Source organism: Paenibacillus sp. Y660, assembly GCF_057221575.1.
In genome coordinates this window covers 180576-196542 of sequence record NZ_JBXBBJ010000001.1, presented here as the reverse complement: position 1 = coordinate 196542, position 15967 = coordinate 180576, and the positions used below count along the sequence as shown (strand labels likewise).

Here is a 15967-nt window from a genome sequence, read left to right as displayed (position 1 = left end):
TTTACGTTCATTAGTTGCGATCTTTCATCCTCTTCTTCGAATCCCGGTATTCACTTTCCATGCCTTTCCCAACAATATCTTATGTATAATATAATATACACATTTAATATATTCAATATATAAATAAAAAAATCTTTTCCTGGTTTAGGAAAAGATTTTATTATCACTACTATTTTTTGGATTATTTGACGGTGATACGGCCAGTCGTTTGCTTGACTACCAACTCAGGCTGGATTAAGGTCTTCGTATATTTGCCGCTGCGGCCCTGCCCGCCTTCAATGATTCCGAGCAGCGTTTGCGCGGCCTGATAGCCCATCTCATGCTCAAACTGCTTAATATGCGTGAAAATGCTCAGCTCTTCAACGATTGACGTCGGATCATCGAAGCTTATGATCGACAGATCCTCCGGCACTTGCAGCCCGGCTTTACGCGCCATTTGGTAAATTTGAACGCCAAGCCTGCCATTAAGCGTAATATAAGCCGTTGCCATTCGGTTGCGAATATAGCGAAACAAAGGGTGTTTCTCCGCATCCTTCATGTTCCCCACCTGGAAGCCGGTAATCATATGGGCTGGATTGATAAGCGCTCCCTTGTTTTTCAAAGCATTCATATATCCGTCGATCCGCTCCTGAACTGTTATCGTTTGCAAAGGCGAGTCCGAGCAAATAGCGATTTCCCTATGCCCAAGCTCCCACAAATAATCGACCGCAAGGCTTGTGCCGAGCCTTCCATCCGCAGCGATATAATTGGTCTCAACACCTGGCAGAAATCGATCGATCAGCACAAACGGATAACCGCTGAACTTCATGCTTATGATTTCCTCGTTGTAGTTTTCTTCGTCTACCGGGAAAACCAGCAAGCCGTCTGCTCCCATTTCCTTGAGCGTTTTAAACGCCTCTTTCTCTTTATCGACTTCGCCATCGGATAGCAATATCACACTGCGGTAGCCCTTCTCGCGAAGCGCTCTCTGTACGCCCTCGATCAAACGAATAGCGAAATAATCATATAAGGATGGCATGACAAGACCGATGATGCGCGTCCTGTTCTCGATAACCGTCCGGTCCGTGCTCATTACCGGCTGTGCTGGCGCTATTGATGCTGCCGTTTCTTCCGCTTCTTCCGCTTCAACAAGCTCTTCGTCGCTAACGAAACTCCCTTTGCCCGGCACCCGTGTAATGATTCTATCGTTTGCTAAACCGACCATTGCATTCACAACTGTAATTTTACTGACGTTAAAGAGCTTCATAAGCTCTTTCTCAGTCGGTATGCGGTCCCCCGCCTTTAAGCCCTCCGTTGCAATCAGCTCGCGGATATAATCTTGAACCTTCTGATAAAGCGGCGTACGGACTGTTGAATTCATTTGCTATCACCAAGCTTCATATTGATATTTGTATATATAATATATGGTTAAAATCCTTAATGCGCAATACTAGTACATTTGTCGTAAAGGGTTTATTCTCTGTAGTCAAAAATAGCGAAACGACCTGCATGGCGCTCTATTTCTGGAAAGAGCTGCTCCCAACGTTCCGACTATTTTGTCGCTTGTTATTATATATATATAATATATATTATAATTTCATTCTTAAATCATATATATAAATATATACTTCTGTTAAGACTTCTGTTTAGGTTTGGGTAGAGGCATTAGTTGTGATTCCAATTGTGACTTCTGTTGTGACTTCTGTTGTGACTTCTATTGTGACTTCTATTGTGACTTCTATTGTGACTTCTATTGCGATTTTAATTGGGACTTTTATTAAGACTTCAGTTGTGGTTTTTATTAAGGCTTCTGTTAGGAGTTGGGGAGAAACTTCGCATATAACTACTTGAAACACATTTAACAGGAAAAACTCCCGCTATTTCGTGCGATTTGTTGTTAAAACCCACATTAGAAGGATTTTCTCCCGTTAATTTTCCGTTTTTTGCCTATATGGAGCAAAAGTGGTCAAATTAGCGGGAGTTATTCCAGTTAAATGGATTCAGATGCCTTTAATAGCAGTATTTAGATGGAGAAATTCCTGTTAAATTCGTCCTAGCAGTAGCAGTAGTAGCAGCAGTAGCACCAAGCAGCAGTAGGATTAGTAGCAATAGAAGCAATAGAAGCAATAGAAGCAATAGAAGCAGTAGTAGCAGCAACGGCTGACTAAGCTGCTTTTATTACTCCCGACAAGCTAAACGAGCCTAAGTAGCGACAAAAAGCTCGTTTGCTGCAATCTTTTGATCGGACATTCTTCATCAGCTCCTAATGGAGATCGTTATCTATCATTCTAGCCCGTTTCACTTCATTAAGACTTCACGCCTGCAGTCGATTCCCGGTAGAGCAGCTCGCCTGCCACAAGCAGCTTCTCCATCGGCTCCTGCTTGCTCGCGATTCTGCCGATCAGCCTCTCAACCGCGCGCTTTCCGAGCGCTTCCTTCGGTACATGCACCGTCGTAAGAGCAGGAGTCATCCGGTACGAATCGTCGATGTTATCGAAGCCCGTGACCGATACCTCCTCCGGCACCGAGATTCCAAGCTCCTGCAGCGCGTGAACCGCACCGATTGCAATCATATCATTCGCGCACAGCAGCGCGGTTGGCAGTGTCTTCGCCTTCAGCCGCTTAGCAGCCCACTGCTTGATCGGCTCACGAAATTGCTCATGCTCGAAGCCCTCGACAGGCAGTAAACAATCATCGCTGACGCCGAAGCGCGGCGTGCTGCCCGCCTGCTCCTCTATCGCGCTGCGGAAGCCTAAGAAACGATCCTTAAAGCTCCGTGAATAGTTGATATCGCCGACAAAGCATAGCCGCGCATGCCCTTTGCCGATTAAATGCTGCGTTAGACGATACATCGATTCATAATTGTTCGTAAACACCGTATCACTTGGGATAAGCATGTCCTCATGATCGACCAGCACCATCGGCAGACCGAATCGATGCACCTCCAGCAGCAGCGGTGTCGATATTTCGCCAACGCCAATAAGACCGAGTATGCCGTTCGGATTTAGAAAATGCAGGAAATGGTCGACGCTCTGTTCAGACACGATAACCATGCCATACCCGCCCTCTTCCAGTCTCGATGCGATGCCGTCCAAAATCCGTCCCCAATAAAGCGATTCCTTCGTTTGAAAACGGATATTCGGCATAAGCACGAGCACGGATTGCTTGCCTGCGGCTGGCACCTTCGGAAGCTGCTCCAGCTTCATCGTCTTGACATAAGCGTTTTTTTGCGAAAAATAGCCTAGCTGCGAGGCCGCTTGTATGACCCGCTCCTGTGTCGACTCGCTGACGCCGCCCTTGCCGGAGAGCGCCTTCGAGACGACAAACTTTGAAACGCCCAAATAGTCGGCAATTTGCTGCATCGTGACTTTCTTTGACATAGGATTACTCCACCTTAGCTTTCGGTAATAGTTCTTGCTTTCTTCCAGCGCTCATTATATTGCTTAAAGACGACCTGCAAATCCGGCGCAGCGATCCATTCTTGAATGTAATCGCCTGACCAGAATGCGATTTGCGCTGTATTTGCGATTTCGAGAAATTGATCGCTCGGGACGCGGCGCTCCAGAAACTCGCTGTTGAACGATAAAAACTGCTTGAACTGCGGCAGGGACGGCTGTTTATTTTCGATGACCGGCAAAAAACCTGAATCATCCACATAGCCGGATTCGGTTACAAAAAATTCCACCCAATCCTCGGCTAGCTGCTTATTATCGCTGAATTTGCTTACGCCGACGAACCAATCCGGACTCAGCGGCGCGTAGCGCTTCTCGCTGTTATCGTAAGGAAACGGAAAAAATCCGATATCTTCCGATTTCGCCCCTGCTGAAATGACCTGATTGATTACCCAATTTCCCATTAAATACATCCCCGCTCTGCTATCCGCAAGCTCCGTTTTTGACGTTTCCCACTGATTGGAGAGAAGCTGCTTCTCGACATAGCCCCGATCAATTAGCGTTTTGACGATGGAGATCGCTTGTCCCCACGCATTGTCAATCGTCCATGGCTCATCCATATTGACCATATTATTCATATAATCGGCATCTCCGGTCATATAGCTGACTAAATCCTCACCCCAGATCATAAGCGGCCACTGGGCACCGTAATTCAAATAAATCGGCACAATGCCCGTTTTCTTCAACCGCTCGCATGCCGCATAAAACTGCTCCAGCGTCGTCGGAATTTTGTTTATGCCAGCCCTTTTAAATGCTTCCTTGTTATAGACAATGCCTGTCGTGGAGGCACCTGTCGCAATGCCAAAGCGTTTTCCCGCATGCGCTTTAAAATCTGCAAAATGGATATGCTCGAACAAGCTGTCGCTAAGCGGCTCAAAATAATCGGGTAAATCTTCATTTTTTATATTGTTTGGCAGCAGCAGGACGTCACCTAAATTGCGGGTGGATAAACGAAGCATAATATCGGAGGCGTAGTTCGTTATGCCTTCGAATTTCACCTTAACGCCCGGATGAAGCTCAGCGAATTGATCGGCATATTTTTGAAAGACGCCATTCTCAATGAGATCAACCCGGTTTGTCAGTACATTCAAAGTCACATCGCCGTCGATCTGCTCCCCTTTGTTAGCGGGCTCGGCTTCCGCATCCTGGTTGACCGAAGACCTCTGACAGCCCGCAAAGCATATGCCGCACAACAGAACAACAAGCACGAGCATACATGTGTATTTGTTCATTCTGCGACTCTCCCTAATTCTAATGGAAGCTGTAAAATGACCTCAGTGCCAAGGCCCCGAACGCTTGTTACTTTCAGCCCATAGGCGTTTCCGTAGTGAAGCTTGATGCGTTCATTTACATTTTTCAAGCCGATTCCGCCAGATTTGCGCTCTACGATTTCCTCCGCGCCTGCAAGCGAACGGTTTAAACGTTCGAGCGTCTCCTCATCCATGCCAAGGCCATCATCCTTGATAAGGAGCAATAATCCATAAGCCGTGCGCTCGCTTCTCAGTTCAATTCGCATCGACGGCTTATTGTCATCCATGCCATGATAAATCGCATTTTCGACAATCGGCTGCAGCACGAGCTTAATGATGGGATAATTACGCAGTTCATCCGAAATGGTCGTCTCCAGCTTGAAGCGATTCGGGTAACGGTAATTGAGCATTTCCACATAGTTGCGCATATGCAGCACCTCGTTTTCAAGCGTCACTTCCTCATGCAAATCGCTTATGCTGTAGCGCAGCAGCTTGCCAAGTATCGCAATCATATCCGCCGCGATCTGATCATCGTTCAGCTCCGCCGCCATTCGAATCGACTCCAGCGTGTTATACATAAAATGCGGATTGATTTGGCTTTGCAGCGCTTGCAGCTCCGCTTCCTTCTTCTTCGTTTCCATTAAATAAATATCTTGGATGAGATGGTCGATTCGAACGATCATCCGGTTGAACTGATTGCCAAGCTGCCCAACCTCGTCCCGATACTTCACCTGGAACTGAACGTTGAAATCGCCTTCCTGCACATTTTTCATCAAGCGCATCATTTTGCGAAGCGGATTCGTCAAAGCAAACGAGAAGACAACCGATATAAAGAGCGCCACGATAATGGTAATAATCGTCGCGATCCAGGTCACATTGCGAATAACGACGGCATCCTTCGTTAGCTCGCTGACCGGAATCGAGGTCATAACCTTCCAATTCGTATTGGGCGAGGTCGTGTAAATATAGAGACGGTTCAAGCCAACGCGCTCAAAATAAAAGCTCCCCTTCGTCCCCGTTGCTTGCATAACAGCTCTGTCATTCATAATATTGGTCGCCATTCGCTGCTTGTCACTGTCGTAAACGACGTTTCCAAGCTCATCAATGATGACCGATTCACCGTTTGTAACCTTGTCGAGCTCACTCATTTGATCTTCGATCACGCTAATATTCGCATCCACCGCAATCATCCCAAGCGGCTTTAGCGATTTATCGATCACCTTGCGGACGACTGTAAAAGCATATCTGACGCTTTGCAAGTTGCTCGTATATTTTTGCGTACTGAACAGCATCGCCTCTCCGCCCGAGGTTTGTACGCGCTCCCGCCATTTTTCATAGCTTTCCTTCACGTTAAGACGAACGCCGCCGCCACCAGTCGAGTAGTAGCCGTTGCCGTACTGATCAAATATATAGACCGAGTTGGCGCCGCGTTTGATCGTGTTGATAAAAGAGATATTGCCCTCAATCCCGCGCTGAATCGAGAGCAGCAAATTAAAATCGTCAGGCACTTGATTGTTGTCGCCTGCCGCCGTCTGCCGCTGCTCGTAATAGCTGTTCGAGAGAATCAAATTTTGCTTAATATCGTTCTGGTAAGCCGGAATCGAGGATATGCGAACCATGTCCTCGATATAATCATCTACACGTATCATCATATTTTCCAGCATTTTAGTCGAATAAACGATCGTCTTCTCCTCAATCGAGCGGGAGTAATTGCTATAGGAGATGTAGCCAATGAACGACAACGGCAGCGTAATTAGCACCAAAAAAACGATAAACAGCTTTCCTTCCATTCGCATGCCGCCGAAAGCCGCCCATATGCGCCACAATCGTTTCTTTAGACCCATCCTCTTAATCCCCTATTCTTAAATGGCCGGCATGACGTTTCCGCCGTTTACAGGAATGTAAGCGCCTGTAATGAAGCTGGCCAAATCCGATGCCAAAAAAGCGACTGTATTCGCGATTTCTTGATCCGTCCCTCTGCGCTTGAGCGGAACGTTTTGGGAATAGCCGCTGTTCTCCTCCGTACCGCTCGCACGATCGCGATCGCTAATGGTCCACCCTGGCGCAACCTGGTTGACAGTAATTTGATGCTCCCCGGCTTCCTTGGCTAATACGCGATATACCCCGTCCATGCCGCGCTTGCCAGCTGTATAAGCGGATTGTCCGGCAAAATTTTGCATCGCGCACTCCGTATTAATGCCGATAACTCTACCGCTGCCCCGCTCAATCATTGCGGGAACGAACGCTTTTGCCAAATACACGCTTTGCAGCACGCAGGATTCAAACTGACTTACATAATCGGCTATTGGCTGCTCAAGTATACTTGTCCATTGATACTGAATGACCGCGTTGGCAACTACGATATCGACATGGCCAAGCTCTTCCGATACTTTCGCTTTCATTTCATTGATGTGCTGCTCGCTTGTGACATCCGCTTGCACGATCATGGCAGTTCTTCCGAGAGTCGTAATTTCCTGCTGCAGCTCTTTCGCCTTGGCTTCGTTATTATTATAGTGAAGCACGATGTTAGCGCCGCAGCCTGCTAGCGTACGAGCCATCACTCTCCCCAAATCGCCTGTTGCTCCTGTTATGAGTGCCGTTTTATTCGAAAGATCAATTTGCATTGTTCTAATCACCCTTCTATTTGTATCGATTTTGTTATATCATTTATTATTAATTATGCTACCAAAATGTCAACTGTTTTATAAAGCGCATTCAAAAAAACAAGGAGAAGCTCCCATTCAGGGGGCTTCTTTTGTAATAGAGCGATTGGATTAGCACATTCAAAAGTTCTATCAAATCTGAGAAAAAAAGGGTTGAATCCGCATTAAAACAGTGTTAGTATCTTAAACATACAATTCCACTAGGAATAATATGTTAAATGCTTGGCACCTATAAATTTCAACCGGACAGCCGGAGAGATCGCTTGTTGCGATAGCTCCGGCTGTTTTTTTATATGCCATTTGGCTTCAGGAGCTGCAACTCGAAGCGGCATCACACGAAAGGAGGCAAGAACGATGTCCATTAGAGGGCACGAGCAAGACGAGGGAAGCACATTTCCTGGCAGAACCTACGCTGAGGCCGTACTTGCACCTGCATATGATCAAGCGAAGCTGGAGCTGCTTCAGCCGATGATTGCTGTGCATAAAGCCCATCTCATTATGCTCTTTGAACAAGGATTGCTGACGAAGGATGAAGTCCACCGTATCGCAAACGCTCTATTAACAATAGATCTTGAGCAGCTGCGCAGAGGGAAATACAATGGCCAGTTTGAGGATTTGTTTTTTGAGGTCGAACACAAGCTGCTGGAGCTGTCCGATGAAGCGTCCGGCAGTCTGCATCTTGCCCGCAGCCGCAACGATATGGGGATCGCCATATACCGGATCACGCTGCGCAAAAAGCTGCTAAGAGCGATCGAATCTGCGCTAGAGCTGCATGCAAGCCTGCTTGCGCTAGCCAAGAAGCATACGGGTACGATCATCATTGCACATACGCATACCCAGCAAGCGCAGCCGACGACGCTCGCCCACTATATTGCGGCGGTGACCGACTCGCTGGCCCGTGACGTCCGAAGGCTTCAAGCCGCCTACGGAAATTGCAATCTAAGCAGCATGGGTGCTGCTGCTCTGACGACATCGGGCTTTGCCATCAGCAGGGAGCGTGTAGCATGGCTGCTAGCATTTGACGGTCTGATCGAGAACGCCTATGACGCTGTGAGCGGCGCCGACTACGCTGGCGAGATCGCCGCAGCCGTTCAGCTCGCGGCCGTTAATCTCGGTCGGTTCACGCAGGAGCTGCTGCTGTGGTGCACGCAGGAATTTGCCGTTGTGCAGGTTGCCGACCCTTACGTTCAAATAAGCTCCATCATGCCGCAAAAAAGAAATCCGGTATCTATCGAGCATATTCGCTCCCTTCTATCGAGCATCGCCGGGAATGCGCAGACGGTGCTGACGATGATTCACAATACGCCGTTTGGCGATATTGTCGACACTGAGGACGACATGCAGCCCTATGCTTGGAGGAGCCTGGATACGCTCGAAGCCGTCTATCGGCTGTTGTCCAAAGTCATCTCCACCTTGCATATCAAGGAGGACGTGCTGCACAAGCGTGCCGCCGGCAGCTTCGCGACTGTTACGGAGCTGGCGGATACGCTCGTCAGAGAGGAGGGCTTATCCTTTCGCAAAGCACACTCGGTCGTAAGCAAGCTTGTTACGCTTGCTGCTCAGCGAGGCGATCACGTAAGCGATCTGAGTCTTCAGGCTCTCAATGAAGCAGCGATCCAGACGATTGGAATTCCGCTTAGGCTAAGTGAGAAGCAGCTGAAGCTAGCGCTCGACCCGAACCATTTTGTGCAAATTCGAACGCTGCGCGGCGGGCCTAGCCCAACTGAAATGAATCGTTCATTAAACGCGCAGCAAAAACGGCTTATCGGATTAAACCTATGGCTTAAGGAGAGAGCTGCCAGACTTGAAGCTGCCGCAGCGGAGCTCAATTTGATTTTGTCCAGCTGGCTCATCAAGTAAACACGAATGGAGAATGGAGTGAGTGAAGCTATGTTTCGAAATCCATTTAAAGTGTTTGATATTCACGGACATCTCCCCTACCGGCTGCTGCTTGGCGGCGTTAATAGACATGAGTTGATTTCGCGCTATGGAGCAGAGCGAAGCGAGAGGATGCGGCTTACCTGGGATTTCCCCGAAGCTGTGCCAGCCGGTCATAAACATGATAATGAGACGACCCCGTTAATCGATCGATGGGTAAAGGAGCTCGATAAATACGGGATAGGCGGCCTCAACTTTCTTACGGCGCTGGACAATGACAATATGGCTGATCAGCTTGCCAGACATCCCGATCGGTTCACCGGCTTCGCGTATCATTCCATTGAAGAACCAGGGGCGGAAGCGGAGCTGCGCAGAGCTGTCAACGAACTTGGGCTAAAAGGCTATAAGCTGTTCGGGCCGCTAATGTCCATTCCCTTCGATGATCCCTCCCTTACTCCCATATGGACCTTTCTAGCAGAGAAACGGCTGCCCGTACTCATTCACTTCGGCTTGCTAGGCCATGCCGGAGGTATTGCACATCATCCGAATATCAGTCCTTTAGCTATCTTCAATACCGCTCGCAGCTTCCCCGATATTCCGTTCATTATTCCGCATTTCGGGGCGGGGTATTTTCAAGAGCTGCTTCATCTGTGCTGGAGCTGCCCGAATGTCTACGTCGACACATCCGGCTCCAATCAATGGATGCGCTGGATGCCATATGAGCTGACGTTGGAATCGGTGCTTCGCAAAACCTATGAGCTTATAGGGCCGGAGCGGATCATCTTTGGGACGGATGCAAGCGGCTTTCCTAGAGGCTACCCTTACCGGTATTTGCAGGATCAGGTTCGCGCTTGCCGAGAGCTGCGATTCAACGAGACGGATATTGAGAACATTTTTGGCAATAACGGAAGGCGGCTGCTTGGGCTTACGCTTACTCAGAGCATGAGCACGCAGCAGTCTGGCAGAAACGAGCAAGCATAATCGTTAGTATACAAAGAGGAGTGGGTATGGATGAATGGCCAAAAATGGATGACGTTATTATCGGGACTGCTCATTGTTATTGTTGCCTTAACCGGCTGCGGCAGTGGAAATAAGAGCAGCGGCAATGAACAGGCAAACACCGCAAAGGAAAATAACAATGACAGCACAAGCTCCCCGGAAGCGGAAGCAACGGATAAAAAAGTAACGATTGAATATTGGCAATATGAGTTTCCGGCCAAGGTCGAGCTGATTAACGAGCTCATTAAGGAATTTCAATCGGCTCATCCGAACATTACGATCAAGCAAACCAACTTCCCCTATGACCAATACAATCAGAAGGTTGCAACGCTAGTTCCTGCCGGCAAAGGCCCAGATATCATCAACCTCTATTATGGCTGGCTGCCGAAATACGTTTCCTCTGGTTATTTGCAGCCGCTGCCTGAGGACGTTTTCCCGACTGCAGAGATTGAAAGCAGCTTCTATCCTCTGGTGAGCGCCGCCAAAATCGACGGCTCCTATTACGCTATCCCTACCGCCGTAAGAACACTCGCTCTTTTCTACAATAAAGATCTATTGTCCAAAGCCCAAATTACAGAGCTGCCAACCAGTTGGGAGCAGCTGGTCGACGTATCCAAGAAGCTGACTGAGACCGATGCCAAAGGGCAGTTCGTTGTTGAAGGCTTCGCATGGGAGCCTGGCGCGCAGCTGCACCATTGGTATCGCGACGGTCTGCTGCATCAAGCAGGCGGGCAAGATTTGAGCGCGGACCGCCGGCAAATTTTATGGGCGCAAACGCCGGCAGGCTTAGAGGCATTCCAGTATTTGATCGATTTTGCAATTAAGCATAAGGTCGGCATTAACGGCTTCTACGAGAACGACAGCAACGCCTTTATGACCGGCCATGCAGCAATCAATATTGACGGCTCCTTCCGGCTTGGCTCGATTAAGAAGGACTTTCCTGATCTGAAGTACGGCGTAGCCCCGCTTCCGTCATACAAAAGCAAGTCCGCTCCGTCCTCCTTCTGGGCGAATGCGATTCCCAAAAACGTAGAAGGCGACAAGCTGAAGGCTGCTTCCGAGTTTTTGAAGTTTCTGACCAGCAAGGAGGTCCAAGAACGATGGGTCGAACAAATCGGCGAGCTGCCTGCACAGAAAGCAGTTGCGACGCAGGACAAATACGTTAACGACGAGAAGCTTGGCCCATTCATTTCCCAATTGAACGACAGCCGAGCCCATTTCTTCATCGACGAAACGCAGGAAAGGACGCTGTTTGTTGATGCGACAAATGAAGTGCTGCTGAACAACGTCCCTGTAGAAAAAGCCTTTCTAGATCTTGCAGCCAAAACGCAAAAGCTTTATGACGACTACTGGGCGTCGGTCGACAAGAAATAACCGGCAGCCTTGGCAGGAGCGCCAGCCTAGTGCGGGCGCTCCGTTTCTATTGGAGAAGGAGGCGAAATTCATTATGCTGGGGCATGCTCTACGTTTAACCGCACGCAAGGGCCGCGAGCTGATTCGCATACGGCTTACCTACCGAACGCAGCGTTATTTGTTTATCTATATCATCCTCGGTATTCCCCTGCTGTACTTTCTGAGCACGCGATTGCTGCCGATTCTATATGCCTTCAACGTAAGCGTGCGCGAATGGGATTTATTGTCCGCTGACAAGCCATACGTAGCATTCGCTAACTTCAAAGCGTTGTTTGAGGACGAAATCTTCCTGCGGTCGATCGGCAATACGTTCAAGTTCGTTCTGCTGGGCGTGCCTGGGCAATTGCTTGTCGGCCTGTCCGTCGCACTCCTGCTGCATAACGTGCGGCGACTTCGCGGACTCTTCCGTACGGTATACTTCATCCCCTACGTGACCAGCATCATCGCAGTCAGCTGGGTATTTCGCTGGATTCTTATGCGCAACGGCTGGTTAAATGAAACAATTTTAAACCTTGGTCTCGAGCCGCAATTATTTTTGCAATCGCCCCGCCAAGCTCTGATTCTCATCACCTTGACGATGATTTGGCAAAGCATCGGCTTTCAAATGCTGATCTTCATGACCGGCTTGGAAGCAATTCCGCGAATGTACTATGAGGCTGCTTCTATCGACGGCGCCGGAGCTTGGCGGAAATTCCGTCATATTACGCTGCCGCTGCTTAATCCCGTTATCGTATTTTCCGCCGTCATAGGCGTTATTTCCTATCTGCAGTCCTTCGGGCAGGTGCTGAGCATGACGAACGGAGGGCCGTTAAACGCCACAACCACCATGGTGCTTCACATCTACAATTTGGCGTTTCAGCAGTTTAAGATGGGGAGCGCTGCGGCAGCGACCGTCGTGCTGTTCATCGTCATTTTGGCGCTCACCTTGCTGCAATTAAAAGTGTTGAATAAAAAAGTGGAATATTGAGGGGAGGCCGAATACGTGAGTTCATTAAAGGTATACAGATTGCGCGGCAAGTCGCCCGCAGCGAGGGTGAGCACCTTCATCATCTACCTGCTGCTTGCGGCTGGCGCCTTAACGATGCTGTTTCCGTTTTTATGGATGGTCGCCACCTCCTTTAAGCTTCCGCAGGATGTTTACAATTTGCGTCTCATTCCTGAGACGATTACGTTCGGCAACTATATCGCTATTTTCGAAAAGGCTCCCTTTGGCGCTTGGATCAAAAATACGCTGCTCATTTCCCTCATCGCTACAAGCACCGTTCTGATCTTTGATACGGCGGCAGGCTACGTACTCGCCAAATTTTCGTTTGCGGGCAAGCAGCTTATCTTCTTGCTCATCATCAGCACTTTAATGGTGCCAACGGAAATGCTTATTATTCCTTGGTATTTGATCACAAACAATTTGGGATGGTCCGATACGTATTGGGGAGTACTGTTTCCCGGCATTATTACGGCATTCGGCATCTTTCTGATGCGGCAATTTATGGACTCCATTCCCTCGGACTTGCTGGATGCGGCGCGAATCGACGGGCTTAACGAGTGGCGTATTTTTCTGCATATCGCTATTCCGCTAGTGAAGCCGGCTATCGTTACGTTGATCATTCTTACTTTTATCGGCAGCTGGAACCAGTTTATTTGGCCGCTTATCGTGCTGCAAACGGAGTCGAAGTTTACGCTGCCTGTCGGAATCGTCTATTTCTCCAGCGAGCTGAAGGATACGAGCAATTGGATACTGATTATGGCAGGAACGACGATTTCCATCGCGCCGCTAATTATTCTCTTTCTTATCTTTCAAAAGCAAATCATTCGCGGAATCGCACTCAGCGGGATGAAGTAACCGGTAAAGGTGAAGAGAATTAGCAAATCAAACCGCCGAATGATTCTGAAATATGGTCGTACGAAGGCTCTTGGGATGAGTGGGGGAATGCTGAGGACACCGAGGCCGAGGTCAGCAAATGCCGAAGTCTGCAAGGATTGATAGACTATATAGGAGAAGAGGAAAAGGGAGCATCTGTGCTCCCTTCTCCTCTCCTTATTACAGTAAAAAGCAGCTATTAATACAGTTTTTGCAGAGCATTCGTATCATAGTCGAGCAGCTCATTCGTGCGATGATCACGTATTTTGGCTGCCCATTCGGGATCAGCGAGCAGCGCCCTGCCTATCGCGACCAGATCAAACTCCTCATTTTCCAGCCTCTCGATCAAGCCCTCAAGAGAAGCAGGCTGCGCAGCATCTCCACGGCTGCTTCTAAATTCATTGTCGAGACCGACAGAGCCTACCGTTATCGTCGGTTTTCCTGTCAGCTTCTTCGTCCACCCTGCCAAATTCAATTCGGATCCTTCAAACTCCGGCTCCCAATAACGCCGTGTCGAGCTATGAAAAACATCGACTCCCGCGTCTGCGAGCGGCGTCAAAAATTGCGAAAGCTGCTCCGGCGTCTCCGTCAGCCTTGCCGTATAATTGCCAGCTTTCCATTGCGAGAATCGGAGTATGATTGGAAAATCATCCCCAACAGCCCGTCGGCATGCCTCTACAACCTCAACCGCAAAACGAGTTCTCGCAGCGATATCTCCGCCATAGCGATCGGTGCGCGTATTCGTTTTGTCCCAGAAAAACTGATCGATTAAATAACCATGTGCGCCGTGAAGCTCGATACCGTCAAACCCGATTCTAGCTGCGTCTGCCGCAGCTTGCGCGTATGCTGCAATAACATCCGCGATTTCATTTTCAGTCAGCGGCTCCGTTATTTTCTCACCGGAAAGATTCAGCCCAGAGGGCCCGATCGGCAATGCTTCCGGATTAGGCAGATCGCCGATTTTGCGCGTTAACCCGATATGCCACAGTTGCGGAACGATTTTGCCTCCGGCCTCATGTACCGCGTTTACGACGTTAGACCATTGATTTAATGCTTCCTCGCCGTGAAAGTTAGGCACGTTAGGACTAGCCCCAGCTGCGGGATGATTTATAAGCGTCCCTTCGGTAACGATAAGTCCGACCCCGTTCTCCGCACGGCGGCGATAATAGGCGGCTACGTCCTCTCCAGGAACTCCGTTCGGGGAATATCCTCTAGTCATCGGCGCCATCACTATTCGATTAGCAACCTCTAGCTTCTTTGATTTAAAAGGCTTAAACAACGCTTCAACCGATACTTCGTTCTTCGCAGTAGACATTTGGATTCCTCCCGTGTATTTGTTATGGATACAGTTTCACTTTTACAATTCCATATTACCACTAATTACCGTGTATTCCCAGTATTTTAATTATAATTTACTCATCTTTATGAGGAAATGCCTTTCCGATATACAGCTGATCTCATTTTCACATCCAATCCAGCTGTTGCCTATCATGGTATCATGGATTTGAGCCGGACATGAAGCAGCTTATTTCGTCAAAGAGCAGTTGAATAGTATGAACAGGAAAAGCTCCATCTATTTTTTCCGAACAGAGGGCAGTTTGAGCATTTAGCTGGAAAACCTCCCGTTAATCGGAGCGTTTTATCCCAATCGGGGTCAAAAAACAAAAAAATAACAGGAGAAAATCCATCTAATACTAAATTTTCCCACAAATCCCTCAATATAGATGGAGTTTTTCCCGTTAATCTTGCTTCCTGTGGTTTCAATTCAGCCTCAACCACAAGCGCGGCAGCGAAATTAGGATGATGCATCCTTTCAAAACCAATCGCATTCTCTCGTTCTAGGTGACGCATCTTATCCGGGTTTTCGCTCAGCGAAGCCCATTCTGCACATGGACCAGTCAAAGGTTGTATTTTGGATTTTTTCGCATAAGTCCCACAGATTATCAATTAGCCGCACTTCAATATTTTTTCTAATTAGTTCTCCAAATAAATCATGAATGACAATCGTATTGACCGGAATCTGACATTTCTCACTTACGTAATACCCAGCGCAACGATCATTAAGATAAAAACCGGAAGTATCGAATTCATACAAATATAGTTTAGTGCCTCTCATTATTTCAAACCATTTATGCTCGATTGCCACAACATGGCTGGAAGAACTTGAGGATAAAAAATCTCTTTTATCTTCTTCGGTCGTCGTTTCATTGCAATGATAGGTCACTCTCGGACAGTTTCGCGGCGTAAGGAAGTTAGGCAAGCATTTTTCATTTATTGCCCAAACTAACCCTTTCTCTTGATCCAGATCCTTTCTCGCAGGTATTCTAGGCTTAAAAATAGAAATATCATTTTCCTCGCTTACATGAAATAATCTCATTTTATACCGCCCTCCCGTATTTTCAATAAGCTTTATCTCATCTCCATAACTCCATACCGCCTATTATTTAAACTATAAAGCAATGTTTCCATTTTTTC

The 15967-nt window shown here is 48.1% G+C and carries 12 protein-coding genes; 5 read left to right on the top strand and 7 right to left on the bottom strand.

Annotated features, from left to right (window positions below):
• Positions 1-181: 181 nt before the first annotated feature.
• The 5 genes from AC2TDN_RS00885 to AC2TDN_RS00865 all read right to left on the bottom strand — a co-directional run bounded on the left by AC2TDN_RS00885 (position 182) and on the right by AC2TDN_RS00865 (position 7305).
• Positions 182-1360 carry a LacI family DNA-binding transcriptional regulator gene (locus tag AC2TDN_RS00885; RefSeq protein WP_484686716.1) on the bottom strand — a complete coding sequence of 393 codons (1179 nt, stop codon included), beginning with the start codon at positions 1358-1360 and terminating at the stop codon, positions 182-184.
• Positions 1361-2285: 925 nt separating this feature from the next.
• The gene (locus AC2TDN_RS00880; protein WP_482065156.1) at positions 2286-3359 is read right to left on the bottom strand and encodes a LacI family DNA-binding transcriptional regulator; all 1074 of its coding nucleotides are present in this window, start codon (positions 3357-3359) and stop codon (positions 2286-2288) included.
• Between the two features lie 14 nt (positions 3360-3373).
• The gene (locus AC2TDN_RS00875; protein ID WP_484686715.1) at positions 3374-4663 is read right to left on the bottom strand and encodes an ABC transporter substrate-binding protein; all 1290 of its coding nucleotides are present in this window, start codon (positions 4661-4663) and stop codon (positions 3374-3376) included.
• Positions 4660-6525: a cache domain-containing sensor histidine kinase gene (locus AC2TDN_RS00870; protein WP_484686714.1), complete on the bottom strand. Its 1866-nt coding sequence runs from the start codon at positions 6523-6525 to the stop codon at positions 4660-4662. Before AC2TDN_RS00870 ends, AC2TDN_RS00875 begins: the two co-directional genes overlap by 4 nt.
• Positions 6526-6543: 18 nt before the next feature.
• Positions 6544-7305: an SDR family NAD(P)-dependent oxidoreductase gene (locus AC2TDN_RS00865; protein WP_484686713.1), complete on the bottom strand. Its 762-nt coding sequence runs from the start codon at positions 7303-7305 to the stop codon at positions 6544-6546.
• A gap of 393 nt (positions 7306-7698) precedes the next feature.
• Here AC2TDN_RS00865 and argH point away from each other — a divergent pair, with 393 nt between their 5' ends.
• From argH to AC2TDN_RS00840, 5 genes are read left to right on the top strand one after another with little or no spacing between them, the layout of a single operon-like run.
• Positions 7699-9204 carry an argininosuccinate lyase gene (argH, locus tag AC2TDN_RS00860; RefSeq protein WP_484686712.1) on the top strand — a complete coding sequence of 502 codons (1506 nt, stop codon included), beginning with the start codon at positions 7699-7701 and terminating at the stop codon, positions 9202-9204.
• Between the two features lie 30 nt (positions 9205-9234).
• Positions 9235-10203, top strand: coding sequence for an amidohydrolase family protein (locus AC2TDN_RS00855; protein ID WP_484686711.1), 969 nt, complete (start codon positions 9235-9237; stop codon positions 10201-10203).
• Positions 10204-10233: 30 nt separating this feature from the next.
• A complete protein-coding gene (locus AC2TDN_RS00850) occupies positions 10234-11595 on the top strand; it encodes an extracellular solute-binding protein (RefSeq protein WP_484686710.1) in 1362 nt (453 codons plus the stop codon).
• The gene (locus AC2TDN_RS00845) at positions 11537-12601 is read left to right on the top strand and encodes a carbohydrate ABC transporter permease (protein WP_484686709.1); all 1065 of its coding nucleotides are present in this window, start codon (positions 11537-11539) and stop codon (positions 12599-12601) included. The genes AC2TDN_RS00850 and AC2TDN_RS00845 overlap by 59 nt, the downstream gene beginning before the upstream one ends.
• A gap of 15 nt (positions 12602-12616) precedes the next feature.
• The gene (locus AC2TDN_RS00840; RefSeq protein WP_484686708.1) at positions 12617-13474 is read left to right on the top strand and encodes a carbohydrate ABC transporter permease; all 858 of its coding nucleotides are present in this window, start codon (positions 12617-12619) and stop codon (positions 13472-13474) included.
• A gap of 217 nt (positions 13475-13691) precedes the next feature.
• Here the strand turns inward: AC2TDN_RS00840 and AC2TDN_RS00835 are convergent, their stop codons facing one another.
• Together AC2TDN_RS00835 and AC2TDN_RS00830 are read right to left on the bottom strand one after the other, a co-directional pair.
• Complete coding sequence (locus tag AC2TDN_RS00835; RefSeq protein ID WP_484686707.1) at positions 13692-14807, bottom strand: NADH:flavin oxidoreductase; 1116 nt, start codon at positions 14805-14807, stop codon at positions 13692-13694.
• A gap of 537 nt (positions 14808-15344) precedes the next feature.
• Entirely contained in the window at positions 15345-15869 is a 525-nt protein-coding gene (locus AC2TDN_RS00830) for a DUF6886 family protein (protein ID WP_484686706.1), read from the bottom strand.
• Positions 15870-15967: the final 98 nt, after the last annotated feature.